Annotated in this window: 8 protein-coding genes and 1 tRNA gene; 8 read left to right on the top strand and 1 reads right to left on the bottom strand. The window is 73.4% G+C overall.

Features of this window, described 5'->3' with window-relative positions; genetic code table 11:
• Positions 1–2: 2 nt before the first annotated feature.
• Entirely contained in the window at positions 3–1,373 is a 1,371-nt protein-coding gene (locus ACQP17_RS12110) for a glycosyltransferase 87 family protein (RefSeq protein ID WP_433856282.1), read from the bottom strand.
• A 152-nt stretch (positions 1,374–1,525) separates the two neighbouring features.
• Between ACQP17_RS12110 and ACQP17_RS12105 the strand changes: the two genes are divergently transcribed.
• The 8 genes from ACQP17_RS12105 (at position 1,526) to ACQP17_RS12070 (ending at position 14,234) form a co-directional block, all read left to right on the top strand.
• Positions 1,526–1,598, top strand: a tRNA-Ala gene (locus tag ACQP17_RS12105).
• Positions 1,599–1,991: 393 nt separating this feature from the next.
• Positions 1,992–3,950: a S53 family peptidase gene (locus ACQP17_RS12100; protein WP_433856281.1), complete on the top strand. Its 1,959-nt coding sequence runs from the start codon at positions 1,992–1,994 to the stop codon at positions 3,948–3,950.
• Positions 3,951–4,263: 313 nt separating this feature from the next.
• Positions 4,264–7,161 carry a leucine--tRNA ligase gene (locus ACQP17_RS12095; RefSeq protein ID WP_433856280.1) on the top strand — a complete coding sequence of 966 codons (2,898 nt, stop codon included), beginning with the start codon at positions 4,264–4,266 and terminating at the stop codon, positions 7,159–7,161.
• Between the two features lie 172 nt (positions 7,162–7,333).
• Positions 7,334–8,122 carry a hypothetical protein gene (locus tag ACQP17_RS12090; protein WP_433856279.1) on the top strand — a complete coding sequence of 263 codons (789 nt, stop codon included), beginning with the start codon at positions 7,334–7,336 and terminating at the stop codon, positions 8,120–8,122.
• 129 nt (positions 8,123–8,251) lie between these two features.
• Entirely contained in the window at positions 8,252–9,097 is an 846-nt protein-coding gene (locus ACQP17_RS12085) for a DegV family protein (RefSeq protein WP_433856278.1), read from the top strand.
• Between the two features lie 217 nt (positions 9,098–9,314).
• Complete coding sequence (locus ACQP17_RS12080) at positions 9,315–10,181, top strand: helix-hairpin-helix domain-containing protein (RefSeq protein ID WP_433856277.1); 867 nt, start codon at positions 9,315–9,317, stop codon at positions 10,179–10,181.
• 524 nt (positions 10,182–10,705) lie between these two features.
• Complete coding sequence (locus tag ACQP17_RS12075) at positions 10,706–13,342, top strand: ComEC/Rec2 family competence protein (RefSeq protein WP_433859892.1); 2,637 nt, start codon at positions 10,706–10,708, stop codon at positions 13,340–13,342.
• 109 nt (positions 13,343–13,451) lie between these two features.
• Positions 13,452–14,234, top strand: a complete 783-nt coding sequence (locus ACQP17_RS12070) for an arylamine N-acetyltransferase family protein (RefSeq protein WP_433856276.1) — start codon at positions 13,452–13,454, stop codon at positions 14,232–14,234.
• Positions 14,235–14,308 lie beyond the last annotated feature (74 nt).

Here is a 14,308-nt window from a genome sequence, read left to right as displayed (position 1 = left end):
CATCAGGGAGCCGGCGGTCGCCCGCCCTTGGCGGTCGGGACGGCCGGCCCCGCCTCTGCCGCCGCGCGCGGTGCGGGCCCGTGCCCCGCGGTCCGCCGCAGCCGGAGCGCGGTCAGCGCCAGCACGGCAAGCCCGGCGAGCGGATAGACGGCGGAGAGCAGCATCTGCCCGCCGTTCTGGTGCAGTTCCTGGTGGTGGTGCCAGTGGTGCGGCACCCACCACAGGGCGAACGAGCAGAACATCAGGCCCAGTACGGCCGTCACCGCCCACCGGCGGCGGGCCGCGGTGCCGGTCCGTCCCAGCGCCTCGGAGCCGAGCAGCACCAGCATCGGCACGCACCAGACCCAGTGATGCGACCAGGAGATCGGGCTGATCAGGAGGGCGGTCGCGGCGCAGGCCACGGTCGCCCAGGCGCGCTCCCCGCGCAGCAGCGCCGCGACCGCCAGCGCCAGGCCCGCCACCGCGGTCAGACCGGCGGCCACGGCCCAGGCGCCGCCCGGATCGTGGGTGTGCAGCAGCCGGGCGAGGGTGCCGCGCAGCGACTGGTTGGCGGTGATCTCCACCTCGCCGACCCGGTCGGCGGCGAAGACGATCCCGGTCCAGAAGCGGTGCGCGTCGCGCGGCAGCACGAGCGCGGAGAGCAGCACCGTGGCCAGGAACGTCGCGGTGGCGACGGCGGCCTGCCGCAGCCAGGGGTTCCAAGCGGCGCGTACCCCCGCACCGGAGCGGAGCAGCCGCCCGGCCCGGACGGCGCCGGCCAGCGCGAGGAACACGGCGAACAGTGCCGGGGTGAGCTTGAGCCCGGCCGCGAGGCCGATGCCGACGCCCGCGAGCCGGTGGCTCTCCCTGCGGGTCAGGTCCCACAGCACCAGCGCGGTGAGCAGGAGGTTGATCTGGCCGTAGCGCAGCGTCGTCCACACCGGCTCGCACCACACCAGCACGGCGGAGAGCGCGAGCGCGGCGGCGGGCCGGGGCAGCTGCCGCGGGCGGCCGGCGAGCCGCAGCGAGAGGTGGACGACGGCGACGAGCAGCAGGAGGTTGCCGGCGGTGGCCAGGGTCCGCATCGCCGGGACGTCCAGGAGCGTGAGCGGGGTGAACAGCAGCGCCGCGAAGGGCGGGTAGGTGTTGGGCAGCTGCGCCGAGGTCGCCACCATGTCGTACAGGGACCCGCCGCCACGGACGGTGAGGCCCTCGGCGCGGTAGACCATGAGGTCGATCATCGTCACGTGCGCCAGGCGCTGCGCGGTCCAGAAGGCGGTGAAGGAGGCCAGGCAGGCGAGGGCCGCCAGGAGGGTCGGGCGCCGGCGCAGGAGTCCCGTGCCCCGGGACGCGCCGCCGGGGTCGGTGGGCCGGTGCAGCTCCAGCGCGGTCACGGCGTACGGCCCCCCAGGACGAATCGGACACTGGCTGCCGAGAGTACCGCGTGCCGTCCCCGGGGCCCCGGCCGGAACGATTTGGCAGAAGGCGGGGAGGTCCGTGTAATGTAGGCGATGCCGCAGCGGGGAACCGGGCGGGAACAGAATACGGGGCTATAGCTCAGTTGGTAGAGCGCCTGCATGGCATGCAGGAGGTCAGGAGTTCAATTCTCCTTAGCTCCACAGAGAGCGAAGCAGGTCATCCGATGCGGATGGCCTGCTTCGTCGTGTGAGCCGCGCCGTCGTGGATCCGGTCCGTCGTGCGGGTCGGTCCCGGGTGGCCCCGGGGTCGCATCCGGCCGCCGTGCTCCCGGGGTTGCGTGCACATCCGGTCAACCTAACGCCCGTTATGACGAGTTGATCGTCCGCTCTGTGCTCATTCCTGACCAGCCCTTGCCGTTCCTTGGTCTCTTCTTGGTGATCGCATGCCCCTGACATGAACGGTTCACCGAAAGAGTGGCGAATCGCGTGAGCGTCACATCCGACGCATTCATCGCTCGTGCGGTGCCGCGCACCTGGCGCCCCGGCGCAGCGCGGCACCCCGCAGCGCACCGCATTGCCACAGCAGGGGGTTACATGAGATCAAGCCGCACCAGATCGCTGCGCGCTCGTGCCGGACTGGCCTGGGCAGCGACGCTGCCGCTGGTCGCCGGCGCGCTCGCGCTGGGGGCGCCGGCCGCCGACGCCGCGGGCCACGACGGGGGCCGGCACGCACTGCAGGGCACCAAGCCGCTGTGGGCCACCTCGCGGGCCGACCAGGGCGCCACGTCCGCGTCCACGGGCGTCACCGCCCGCGTCTACCTGGCCGGCCGCGACGCCAAGGGCCTCGCCGACTACGCGAAGGCCGTGTCCGACCCGCACTCCGCCGCGTACGGGAAGTACCTGAGCCCCGCCCAGGTGCGCGCCCGCTTCGGTGCCACGCACGACCAGATAGCCAAGGTGACCGACTGGCTGAAGAAGTCCGGCCTGACGGTCACCGGCAGCACCCGGCGCTATCTGACGGTCAAGGGTGAGGCCGCCGCCGCCGAGCGCGCCTTCGCCACCGACCTGCACAACTACCGCAAGAGCGGGCACACGTACCACGCGCCGTCGACCACGGCCTCCGCGCCCGCCGGGCTGTCCGACGCGGTGCTGACGGTCACGGGTCTGGACAACGCCCCGCGCCTGGCCAAGCACCACTCCAGCGAACTGCCGCCGCCGGAGGGCGTGTTCCGCAACGCGGGCCCGTTCTCCTCGTACTACGGCTCCAAGACGGACAAGAAGCTGCCGTCCGCCTACGGGAACAAGGCGCCGTACGCGATCAAGGGCTACACCGGCAAGCAGCTGCGTGCCGCCTACGGCGCGAAGAAGTGGACCGGCAAGGGCGTCACCGTCGCGATCACCGACGCCTACGCCTCGCCGAGCATCGCCAAGGACGCGGACACCTACGCCGGCCGTAACGGGGACCCCCGCTACCGCCACGGCCAGCTGTCCCAGGTGCTGCCCGCCGACTACACGCACATCGACGAGTGCGGCGCGGCCGGCTGGTACGGCGAGGAGACCCTCGACGTCGAGGCCGTCCACGCGGTCGCCCCCGACGCCGACATCGTCTACGTCGGCGGCGCCTCCTGCATGGACGACGACCTGATCGACTCGCTCGGCAAGGTCGTCGACGGGCACCTCGCCGACATGGTCTCCAACTCCTGGGGCGACCTGGAGGCGAACGAGACCCCGGATTCGGCGGCCGCCTACGACCAGCTCTTCCAGCAGGGCGCGGTGCAGGGCATCGGCTTCTACTTCTCCTCCGGTGACGACGGTGACGAGGTCGCCAAGACGGGCACCAAGCAGGTCGACAGCCCGGCGAACTCCCCCTGGGTGACCGCGGTCGGCGGCACCTCCCTGGCCGTCGGCAAGCACGACGCCTACCAGTGGGAGACCGGCTGGGGCACCCAGAAGGCGCTGCTGTCCAAGGACGGCAACGACTGGACCGGGTTCCCGGGCGCCTTCACCGGCGGCGCCGGCGGTGGCACCAGCACGAGCGTGGCGCAGCCCTTCTACCAGCGCGGAGTCGTCCCGGACGGGCTCTCGAAGGTGAACGGCGGCGGCGCGATGCGCACCGTCCCGGACATCGCCGCGGTCGCCGACCCCAACACCGGCTTCCTGGTCGGCCAGACCCAGACGCTGCCGAGCGGAAAGCTCGGCTACGACGAGTACCGCATCGGCGGCACCTCGCTGGCCGCCCCGGTGATCGCCGGAGTCCAGGCGCTGGCCCAGCAGGCCCGGCACGGCGTCGCCATCGGCTTCGCCAACCCCGGCATCTACCAGCGCTACGGCACCGCCGCGTACCACGACGTCACCGACCACCCGCTGGGCGCCGGCCGTGACCTGGCCGTCGTCCGCGTCGACTACGTCAACGGCGTGGACGACGGCAAGGGCACCACGACCTCGCTGCGCAGCCTGGGCAAGGACAGCTCCCTGCACGCGGGCGTCGGCTATGACGACGTCACCGGCGTGGGCTCGCCGGGCACCGGCTACGTGAGCTCCTACCGCCCCTGACGCAGGGACGCGGCGCCGCCTCCCCGCACCGCCGGTTCGCCCATGACGCGGCGGTAGGAGTACGGGGTATCGGGGGCGGGGCCCGCGCTGGGATCATCCTCAGCGCGGGCCCCGTACGCCCTGCGGTACCCTGACGCCATGCGTGCCGTACGCCTTCTGCTTAGCGGGCCGCGCTGATCAGTACCGAAGGATCACAGATCCTGTCGGCATCGGCGCGGCGTCCCCTCCTGTGCGAGGGGTCTTTTTGTTTCCGGCGCGCCCGGGATCTGGCGCGTTTGCGCAGGCAGAGACGATCGATGGAGCTTTGAGGACGATGAGCGAGACGACCACCGCTGCCGAGGTGGCAGCGCCGCACCGCTATACGGCCGCGCTGGCCGCCGACATCGAGGCACGCTGGCAGGCCCACTGGGAGGAGAACGGGACCTACGAGGCCCCGAACCCCGGCGGCGAGCTGGCCGGCGACGCCGAGGTGGCGGCACGCCCCAAGAAGTTCATCATGGACATGTTCCCCTACCCCTCGGGCGCGGGCCTGCACGTCGGCCACCCCCTGGGGTTCATCGCCACCGACGTCTACGCCCGCCACCAGCGGATGACGGGCCACAACGTCCTGCACACCCTGGGCTTCGACGCCTTCGGCCTGCCCGCCGAGCAGTACGCGGTGCAGACCGGTACCCACCCGCGGGTCTCCACCGAGGCCAACATCGTCAACATGCGGCGCCAGCTGCGCCGCCTGGGCCTGGGCCACGACCCGCGCCGTTCGGTCGAGACGATCGACCCGGCGTACTACAAGTGGACCCAGTGGATCTTCCTGCAGATCTTCCACTCCTGGTACGACCCGGAGGCGGACGCCGCCCGTCCGGTCGACACCCTGGTCGCCCAGTTCGAGGCCGGCACCCGGCAGACCCCCGACGGCCGGCCCTGGGCCGAGCTGAGCCCGATCGAGCGCGCCAACGTCCTGGGTGAGTACCGCCTGGCGTACGCCTCGGACGCGCCGGTCAACTGGTGCCCCGGACTGGGCACGGTGCTGGCCAACGAGGAGGTCACCGCCGACGGCCGCTCCGAGCGCGGCAACTACCCGGTCTTCAAGGCCAAGCTGCGCCAGTGGAACATGCGCATCACCGCCTACGCGGACCGGCTGCTGAACGACCTGGACGCGCTGGACTGGCCGGAGGCCATCAAGCTGCAGCAGCGCAACTGGATCGGCCGTTCCGAGGGCGCCCGGGTCGACTTCCCGGCGGGCGACGAGAAGATCACCGTCTTCACCACCCGCCAGGACACCCTGTTCGGCGCGACGTACATGGTGCTGGCGCCCGAGCACCCGCTGATCGCCGGCGCCGAGAACGGCACCGGTACCGGCGCGCTCGTCCCCGACGCCTGGCCCGAGGGCACCCACGACGTGTGGACCGGCGGCCACGCCACCCCGGCCGACGCGGTCGCGGCGTACCGCAAGCAGGCCGCCGCCAAGTCGGACGTCGAGCGGCAGGCCGAGGCCAAGGACAAGACCGGCGTCTTCACCGGCGTCTTCGCGACCAACCCGGTCAGCGGCGAGCAGGTCCCGGTCTTCATCGCCGACTACGTCCTGATGGGCTACGGCACCGGCGCGATCATGGCCGTGCCCGCGCACGACAGCCGTGACTTCGCCTTCGCCCGCGCCTTCGAGCTGCCGATGCGCTGTGTCGTCGAGCCGTCGGACGACCGCGGCACCGACCCCGCGACCTGGGACGACGCCTTCGCCTCGTACGACGCGAAGATCGTCAACTCGTCCAGCGCCAGGATCTCGCTGGACGGCCTGGGGGTGACCGAGGGCAAGGCGAAGATCACCGACTGGCTGGCCGCCGAGGGCATCGGCGAGGGCACCGTCAACTTCCGGCTGCGCGACTGGCTGTTCAGCCGCCAGCGCTACTGGGGCGAGCCCTTCCCGATCGTCTACGACGAGGACGGCGTGGCGCACGCGCTGCCCGAGTCGATGCTGCCGCTGGAGCTGCCCGAGGTCGAGGACTACTCCCCGCGCACCTTCGACCCGGACGACGCCGACACCCAGCCGGAGACCCCGCTGTCCCGCAACGAGGACTGGGTCCACGTCGACCTGGACCTGGGCGACGGCAACGGCATCAAGCGCTACCGCCGCGAGACCAACACCATGCCGAACTGGGCGGGTTCGTGCTGGTACGAGATGCGCTACCTGGACCCGCGCAACGCCGACGCGCTGGTCGCCCCGGACATCGAGCAGTACTGGATGGGCCCGCGCGACGGTCAGCCGGCCGGCGGCGTGGACCTGTACGTGGGCGGTGCGGAGCACGCCGTGCTGCACCTGCTGTACGCCCGCTTCTGGTCGAAGGTGCTGCACGACCTGGGCCATGTCTCGTCGTCCGAGCCCTTCCACAAGCTGTACAACCAGGGCATGATCCAGGCCTTCGTCTACCGGGACAGCCGCGGCATCGCCGTCCCGGCCGCCGAGGTCGAGGAGCGCGACGGCGGCTACTACTACCAGGGCGAAAAGGTCAGCCGCGTCCTGGGCAAGATGGGCAAGTCCCTGAAGAACGCCGTCACTCCGGACGAGATCTGCGCCGAGTACGGCGCGGACACCCTGCGCCTGTACGAGATGGCGATGGGCCCGCTGGACGTGTCGCGGCCGTGGGACACCCGGGCCGTCGTGGGCCAGTACCGCCTGCTGCAGCGCCTGTGGCGCAATGTCGTCGACGAGGCGACCGGCGAGGTCACCGTCGCCGACGCCGAGCCGGACGAGGCCACGCTGCGCGCCCTGCACAAGGCCATCGACGGCGTCGCCCAGGACATGGCGAACCTGCGCTTCAACACCGCCATCGCCAAGGTGACCGAGCTGAACAACCACCTGACCAAGACGGGCGGCGCCGTTCCGCGCACGGTCGCCGAGCAGCTGGTGCTGCTGGTCGCCCCGCTGGCGCCGCACATCGCCGAGGAGCTGTGGCGCAAGCTGGGCCACGGCGACACCGTGGTGCACGCGGACTTCCCGGTGGCCGACCCGGCGTACGTCGTGGACGAGACCGTGACCTGCGTCGTCCAGATCAAGGGCAAGGTCAAGGCCCGCCTGGAGGTCGCCCCGTCGATCTCCGACGCGGACCTGGAGGCCACGGCCCTGGCGGAGCCGGCCGTCGTCGCGGCGCTGAACGGAGCGGGCATCCGGAAGGTCATCGTCCGGGCGCCGAAGCTGGTGAACATCGTCCCGGCGTAGTCGCCGGCGGGTGCCCGGGGCCGCCCCGGGCACCCGAAGCAGCGGTATGGGGGGATTCCCCTACGGGCAGGTTGGGGGTTCTTCCGGAACCCGTGACCTGCCCGAGCCGTTTACCGTGGAGGGACAAGGGCGCGGGTACCGCCGGCGCCGCCGATACGTCTGGGGAGAGCCCATGGAAGCCGTCGTCGCCATCCTCGGGCTGCTCTTCGTGCTGTTCGTCGTGGCCGGGGTGTTCGCCGCGGTCAAGGCCGTGCAGGCGGCCAAGCGCGGCGTGGACCGCACCGTCGCCCAGGCCCGCAGAAGCGTCGAGGACACCGGCCTGCGCGCCCGGCAGCTCGCCCAGCCCGGCGTCGTCGGGGAACTCGCCCAGCTGCGGCTCTCGCTGCGCACCTCCATGCGCGCCACCCAGGACGTGCTCCGCTCCGGCTCGCCGGACGACGCCTCCCTCGGCGAGGCCGCCGGCCTCTTCGAGCGGCTGAGCGCCCATGGCCATGAGCTGGACGCCGACCTCAAGCGGCTCGAACGGGAGCCCGACCGGGCCACCATCACCGTCCGCCTCCCCGATCTCCGCGCGCGCACGGAGCGGATCACGCACTCCGCCGAATCGCTGCGCTGGGCCGCCCGGGACCGCGCCCGCAAATTCGCCGAGGACGACCTGGCCTCGCTCAGCGACCAGATCGATGTCGAATCCGGGGCGCTGCGGCACTGGACCCGGGCCGAGGACACCGCCACCACGGACCCGCTGCGCGAGCCCGTACGGGGACGCGGGGCGACGGCGGGGCAGCCGCAGGGGGCCGGGGGCGGACCGGCGGCGAACGGGCCCGCACGGACGGGCGCGGCCGGCAGCGGCGACCGGGGCCCGGCATCCGAGGAGCCACCGGCGCTCACCACCCGCGACCCGCGCACCCAGCCGTCCTACCCGTGGCAGAAGGCGCCGCGGACCGAGGGCACGGCGCCATGAGGACCGCGGGGCGCTGACGAGCGGGGACGGCGGCGGCCGGCCTCTTGGCAGAGTCTTGGGGAAGCCTGGAAGATCTTGGGGAGGGGCCCGCACTGTGCGCCGTCGGGATCCCCGGATAACCTCGCATTCATGTCCCGCCATGTCGCGATCGTCACCGATTCCACGGCCTACTTGCCGCGGACGGCTCTCGAACGCCACCGCATCACGGCCGTTCCGCTGACCGTCGTCCTGGGGGACCAGGCCCTGGAAGAGGGCACCGAGATCTCCGCGAGATCCGTCGCGGAGGCGCTCCAGAAGCGCCGGCCCGTGACGACCTCCCGGCCCAGCCCCACGGTGTTCGGGGAGACCTACCGCACGGTCGCGGCCGCCGGCGCCGACGCCATCGTCTCGCTCCACCTCTCGTCCGAGTTCTCCGGCACGTATGACGCGGCGGTCCTCGCGGCCAAGGAGGCCCCGGTACCGGTGCACGTCGTGGACACCGGGATGGTCGCGATGGCCCTGGGCTTCTGCGCCCTCGCCGCCGCGGAGACGGCGGAGGCCGGCGGGGACGCGGACGACGCGGTCGCCGCCGCGCAGAAGCGCGCCGCGGGCACCTCCGCCTACTTCTACGTCGACACCCTCGACTACCTGCGCCGCGGCGGACGCATCGGCGCCGCGCAGGCGCTGCTCGGCTCCGCGCTCGCCGTCAAGCCGCTCCTGCAACTGGCCGACGGCCGGATCGAACTGTTGGAGAAGGTCCGCACGGCGTCCAAGGCCATCGCACGGCTGGAGGAGATCGCCGCGGAGCGGGCGGGCGAGGGCCAGGTCGACATCGCGGTCCACCATCTCGCCGCGGCGGAGCGCGCGGACGCGCTGGCCCAGCGGCTGCGGGAGCGGGTGCCCGGGCTCCATGAACTGCACGTGAGCGAGGTCGGCGCGGTGATCGGTGCGCACACGGGGCCGGGCCTGCTGGGAGCCGTGGTGTCACCGCGCTGAGCGAGGCGGCGGAGCGTCACGTGGGTGACGAAGTTATCCACAACTGGTGCGCCGTCCACCGGATCTGAGGCCGCCCGGCGAGATCCGCGCGAGCTGCTTAGCGTCGGTCGGTATGAACGCTTCTCCTCCCTTTTCCAGCTCTCCTTCTCCTGCGTCTGCTCGGCATTCGGTTTCTGCGACTGCCTCTGCCTCTGCGTCTGTCTCTGAACGGGAGCGGATGCGGGACCGGACCGCGGCGATCTTCGGCGATACGGGGGTTGGCTCCGGGGCCGGGCCGCCGCCCCCGCAGCACGGTCCGCCGGACGCGCGCCGTCGTGAGCGGGTGTGGCTCGCCGTCCGCGAACGGCTTCCGCTCTGGGTGCAGTTACGGTGCGGCACGGACCCGAAGGCGCTGGCCGCATTGGTGTTGGTGCTGGTGGTGGCCGTGGGATTCGCCGTGCAGCACTTCTGGACCGGACGCCCCGAGCCGGTACGGGCCCCGGCGGCCGAACGGTCCGTGGGCGCCTCCGGCCCCGCCCCGCGCTCCTCGTCGCAGCCGGCCTCGTCCTCGTCCGCCTCTGCGGTGGCGAACGGCTCGCCGGGCGCGGCGGGGCGGCAACTGGTCGTCGATGTGACGGGCAAGGTCCGGCACCCCGGAATTCACCGGATGCCGCCGGGATCGCGGGTGATCGACGCGCTGCAGGCCGCCGGCGGAGTGCTGCGGGGAGCGAACCTCCGTGGGCTCAACCGGGCCCGCCGACTGACCGACGGCGAGCAGATCGTGGTCGGTGCGCCCAACGGCGGCGCCGGCGCCGGCGGCGGGCCGGGTCCCGCTGACGCCGGGGCCGGGGGTGCGGGAAGTGGCAGCGGGGGATCTGGTGCCGGAGGACCCGGTGCCGGAGGCGGCCCCGGGGGGCCGGTCAGTCTGAGTGCGGCGACCGAGCAGCAGCTCGACTCCCTGCCCGGAGTGGGGCCCGTCCTGGCCCGCCACATCATCGAATTCCGCACCCAGCACGGCGGATTCACCTCGGTGGAACAGCTCCGGCAGGTGACCGGCATCGGAGACCGTCGGTTCGCCGATCTGCGCCCCTTGGTGGAGCCGTGACCGGTACCCGCGCCACCGTGCACGCCCGGGCGGCCTCGCGGCACGGCTCCTCGGACCCGCACCAGGAGGGCCCGGTCGATCTGCGGCTTGTCGCGCCCGCCCTGGCGGCCTGGGCGGCTGCGGCGATCGGCCTGGGCGTGCCTGGCGGAGGAGTGGCGGCTGCGGTGGCTGTGGGCGCGCTGCTCGCGGTGGGCGTGTGGTGGGTGGCCGTGGCGCGGTTCGGGGCCGGGCGGGGCCCAGAGGAGGGTGCGGAGGACGGTGCCCCGCCGTGGGCCGACCCCGAGGGGCCGGAGGGGGCCGATGCCGGTGGGCGGGGCGCGGCTGGTGCCGGTGGGCGAGGTATGGCCGATGCCCGCGGCCGGGGCACGGGCGACGCCCACGGGCGGGGAACCCGGACGGCTCCTCTCCGTTCCCTCCGTGTGCGGTCCGCGGGGACGTCGATGGCTCTGGCGGCGGTGTTGTTGTGCGCCGGGGCGGGGGCCGCGTCAGCGGCGTTGCACGCGGCGGATGTGCGGCGGGGGCCGCTGCCGGCCGTGGCGGAGCAGTTCGGGCAGGTCACCGCCGAGCTGGAGGTGACCGGAGACCCCCGGCTGACCCGGCCCAAGGTGCGGGGCTCACAACGGACACCCCCGGTGCTGGTGTTCACGGCCGAGGCCGTGCGCGTCACGGCAACCGACGGAGCGGTCACCGCGGTCCGCACGCCGGTCCTGGTCGTCGTGCAGCAGCGCGGAGGGGGCGGCAAGGGAGGAGGGGGCGCCTCGAACGAGTCCGACCCGGCGCACCGTGACACAGCGCGCGACAGTCTCCGGTCGGCCTGGCGCGGGCTGCTGCCCTCGACCCGTATCCGGGTGAGGGCGGGTGCCGCGCCGCCGTTGTCCCCGGGCGATCAGGTCGGGGCCGTGCTGCGGGTCACCGCCGACGCACCTCCGGCCGAGGTCGGTGCGCCCACCGCCCTGGAGCGGTTGGCGGGAAGCCTGCGGGCGGGACTGCGCGAGGCCACCGACACGTTGAGCCCCGACGCCCGGGCGCTGCTGCCCGGGCTCGTCGTGGGGGACACCTCGCGCGTGCCACCGGATCTCGACGATGCCTTCCGCGCCACCGATCTGACGCATCTGCTCGCCGTATCGGGCAGCAATCTGACGATCGTGCTCGCCCTGCTGATCGGACCGCCGCACCTCGCGACGCGAGCCGAGCGCCGCGGGCTGGCGCCACGCCTGGGGCTGTCGTTGCGCGGCACGGCGGTGCTGGGAGGCGCGATCGCCCTGGCCTTCGTCGTGGTGTGCCGCCCGGACCCGAGCGTGCTGCGGGCCGCCGTCTGCGGACTGATCACACTGCTGGCGATCGGCACCGGCCGCCGACGCTCTCTCCTGCCCGCGCTCGCCGCCGCGGTGCTGCTGCTGGTCCTCTACGACCCCTGGCTCGCCCGCAGCTACGGCTTTCTGCTGTCCGTTCTGGCGACCGGCGCGCTGCTGCTGCTCGCACCGCGCTGGAGTGCCGCCCTGCAAAGGCGCCGGGTCCCGCCCCGTTTCGCCGAGGTGATCGCCGCCGCGGCCGCCGCCCAGGCGGTCTGCGCACCCGTCGTCGCCGTGCTGGCGGCCCGGGTGGGCCTGGTGGCCGTGCCCTGCAATCTGCTGGCCGAACTCGCCGTGGGCCCCGCGACGGTGCTGGGGTTCGCCGCGCTCGCCGCCGCCCCGGTCGCGCTGCCGGTCGCCCGGGCGCTGGCGTGGTGCGCGGGCTGGCCCGTCGAGTGGATCGCCGGAGTGGCCCGTACGGGGGCAGGGTTACCGGGGGCCGAGTTCGCGTGGCCGGGGGGCTGGACCGGCGGGCTGATGCTGGCGGTCGTGCTGGTGATCCTGGTGGCGGTGGGGCGCCGCTTGCTGCGTCGGCCCTGGCTGTGTGCGCTCTGCGCGCTGGCGCTGCTCCTGGTGGTCTGCCGCCCCGCCCCGTTCACCCGCGTCATCACCGGCTGGCCGCCGCCCGGGTGGCGGGCGGTGGTCTGCGACGTGGGGCAGGGCGACGGCCTGGTGTTGGCGGCGGGGGACGGTACGGCGCTGGTGGTGGACACCGGCCCGGAGCCCCGCGCCATCGACCGCTGCCTCACCGACCTGGGCGTCCGCCGCATCCCGCTGCTCGTCCTGACCCACTTTCACGCCGACCATGTGGACGGCCTTCCCGGCGCGCTCCGCGGCCGCTCGGTCGGCGCGATCGAGACCACGACCCTGGACGACCCGCCCGGCCAGTCGCAGTTCGTACGCCGTACGGCTGCCGCGGCCGGGGTCCCGCTCGTGCGCGCCGCAACGGGTGAGCGACGCCGCCTGGGTCCACTCACCTGGGAAGTCCTGTGGCCACCGGCCCCTCCTGACCTCCCCGGCCCCCGCGGCCCAGGTGTCCCCGGCAGCCCCGACGCTCCTCCGGGGCAGGCGCCCGGCCCCACTGGCCGCGACGATTCCGGAGCCCTCGACGGCCCGAACGACGCCAGCGTCACCCTGCTCGTCCATACCCATGGGCTGACCATCCTGCTGCTCGGCGACCTCGAACCACCCGCACAGCGAGCGCTGTGGGAGGCGCATCCGGAGCTGGGCGCGGTCGATGTCCTGAAGGTGGCGCACCACGGCTCGGCCTATCAGGACCCGCCACTGATACACCGGTTGGCGCCCCGCCTGGCGCTGATCTCCTGTGGCACCGGCAACCCGTACGGCCATCCGGCCCCCGGCACCCTCACGGCCCTGCGGGCCCAGGGCGTCCGGGTCCTGCGTACGGACACCGACGGAGCGATCGCGGTCCTGGGCACCACCGCCGAACTGTCCGCGACGGTGAGCGGCCACCACATCCTGACCCCGCGGGCCGGCGGCCCGAGAAGCCGTGCGGGGCCGGCAGCCGCCCGCCTGGAAGCCGCGGTGCCGGCCGCGGCGGAGTGGGAGAGGCGTGCGGGACCGGTGGGTGCCCGTGGGGCGGGTGCGGGGCCCGGCCGCCGTACCAGTGGGTCCCGTGCGGGTCCCGGCTGTAGGAGGTCCCGTGCCGGGCCCACCGGCGGACAGCCGGCCGGAGCACGCAGGCCCGGACGATCAAGCAGGCCCGCCGAAAGGGGATCTATAGACTCTGGAGCATGGGGGACAGGCTCGCGCTCACCCCCAGCCGCTGGTGCTTCGTTCGAGTCGTGAGGGCCTCCCGGCCTGCGCGGATGAGCGCCGACCTTGATGGCCGCCAGACCTGTCCCGGCGGTGTGACGGTGCCGGGGCAGCCGCCGGTTCGCCCTGGAGAGGACGCCTGATGGACACCGCTGCAGTCGATGCCTACCTCGACCGGATAGGCGCCGCCCGTCCGGCATCCCCGGATGCCGAGGCGCTGCGGGCGCAGCACCTGCGGCATCTGCGCACCGTCCCCTTCGAGAACCTCTCCCTCCACCTCGGCGAGGAGAGCGTGCTCGCGGAACGGCCACTGCTGGACAAGATCGTCGGAACCCGGCGCGGCGGCTTCTGTTACGAGCTCAACGGCGCCTTCGCCATGCTGCTGGGCGCACTCGGCTACGAGGTCGAGCTGTTGTCCGCCCGCGTCTTCGGCCCCGACGGACTGGGAATCCCGTACGACCACCTCGTGCTGCGGGTGGTGACACCGGACGGCCCGTGGCTCGCCGATGTCGGCTTCGGCCGGCACTGTCACTTCCCGCTCCGCTGGGACAGCCGCGCCGAGCAGCCGGAACCGGGCGGGGTGTTCCGGATCGAGGAGACGGCCGAGGGAGATCTCGATGTCCTGCGGGACGGCTCCCCGCAGTACCGCGTCGAGCAACGCCCCCGCGTGCTCAAGGACTTCGAGGTGGGCTGCTGGTGGCACCGCACCTCGCCCCGCTCGCACTTCACACAGTCCCTGGTGTGCTCCCGGCTGACCGGGACCGGGCGGATCACGCTCTCCGGCCGGTCGCTCGTGCGCACCGGTGCGGACGGCGAGCGCGAGGAGCGTCAGGTGGGCGACGGCGAGGTCCTCGCCGCGTACCGGGAGCACTTCGGGATCGTGCTGGAGCGGGAGCCCGTGGTCGGCGAGTCCGTGGACGGGTGAGGTACGGGCGGATGAGGCTGCGGGCGCCCCGAGTGGTGTTCCCGGACGCCTCACCGCCCCCGGGAGACTCACTC

Origin of the sequence: Streptomyces kronopolitis, from assembly GCF_050953795.1 — a bacterium.
Taxonomy (GTDB): Bacteria; Actinomycetota; Actinomycetes; order Streptomycetales; family Streptomycetaceae; genus Streptomyces; species Streptomyces kronopolitis_A.
The sequence above is the reverse complement of the archived record's forward strand: the minus strand, read 5'-3'. Positions and strand labels throughout refer to the sequence as shown.

Bases quoted from the DNA above. Each gene is read 5' to 3' on its own strand.
- ACQP17_RS12095 (WP_433856280.1), top strand. From the start codon at position 4,264: ATGAGCGAGACGACCACCGCTGCCGAGGTGGCAGCGCCGCACCGCTAT.
- ACQP17_RS12080 (WP_433856277.1), top strand. From the start codon at position 9,315: ATGCGGGACCGGACCGCGGCGATCTTCGGCGATACGGGGGTTGGCTCC.
- ACQP17_RS12090 (WP_433856279.1), top strand. From the start codon at position 7,334: ATGGAAGCCGTCGTCGCCATCCTCGGGCTGCTCTTCGTGCTGTTCGTC.
- ACQP17_RS12085 (WP_433856278.1), top strand. From the start codon at position 8,252: ATGTCCCGCCATGTCGCGATCGTCACCGATTCCACGGCCTACTTGCCG.
- ACQP17_RS12070 (WP_433856276.1), top strand. From the start codon at position 13,452: ATGGACACCGCTGCAGTCGATGCCTACCTCGACCGGATAGGCGCCGCC.
- ACQP17_RS12100 (WP_433856281.1), top strand. From the start codon at position 1,992: ATGAGATCAAGCCGCACCAGATCGCTGCGCGCTCGTGCCGGACTGGCC.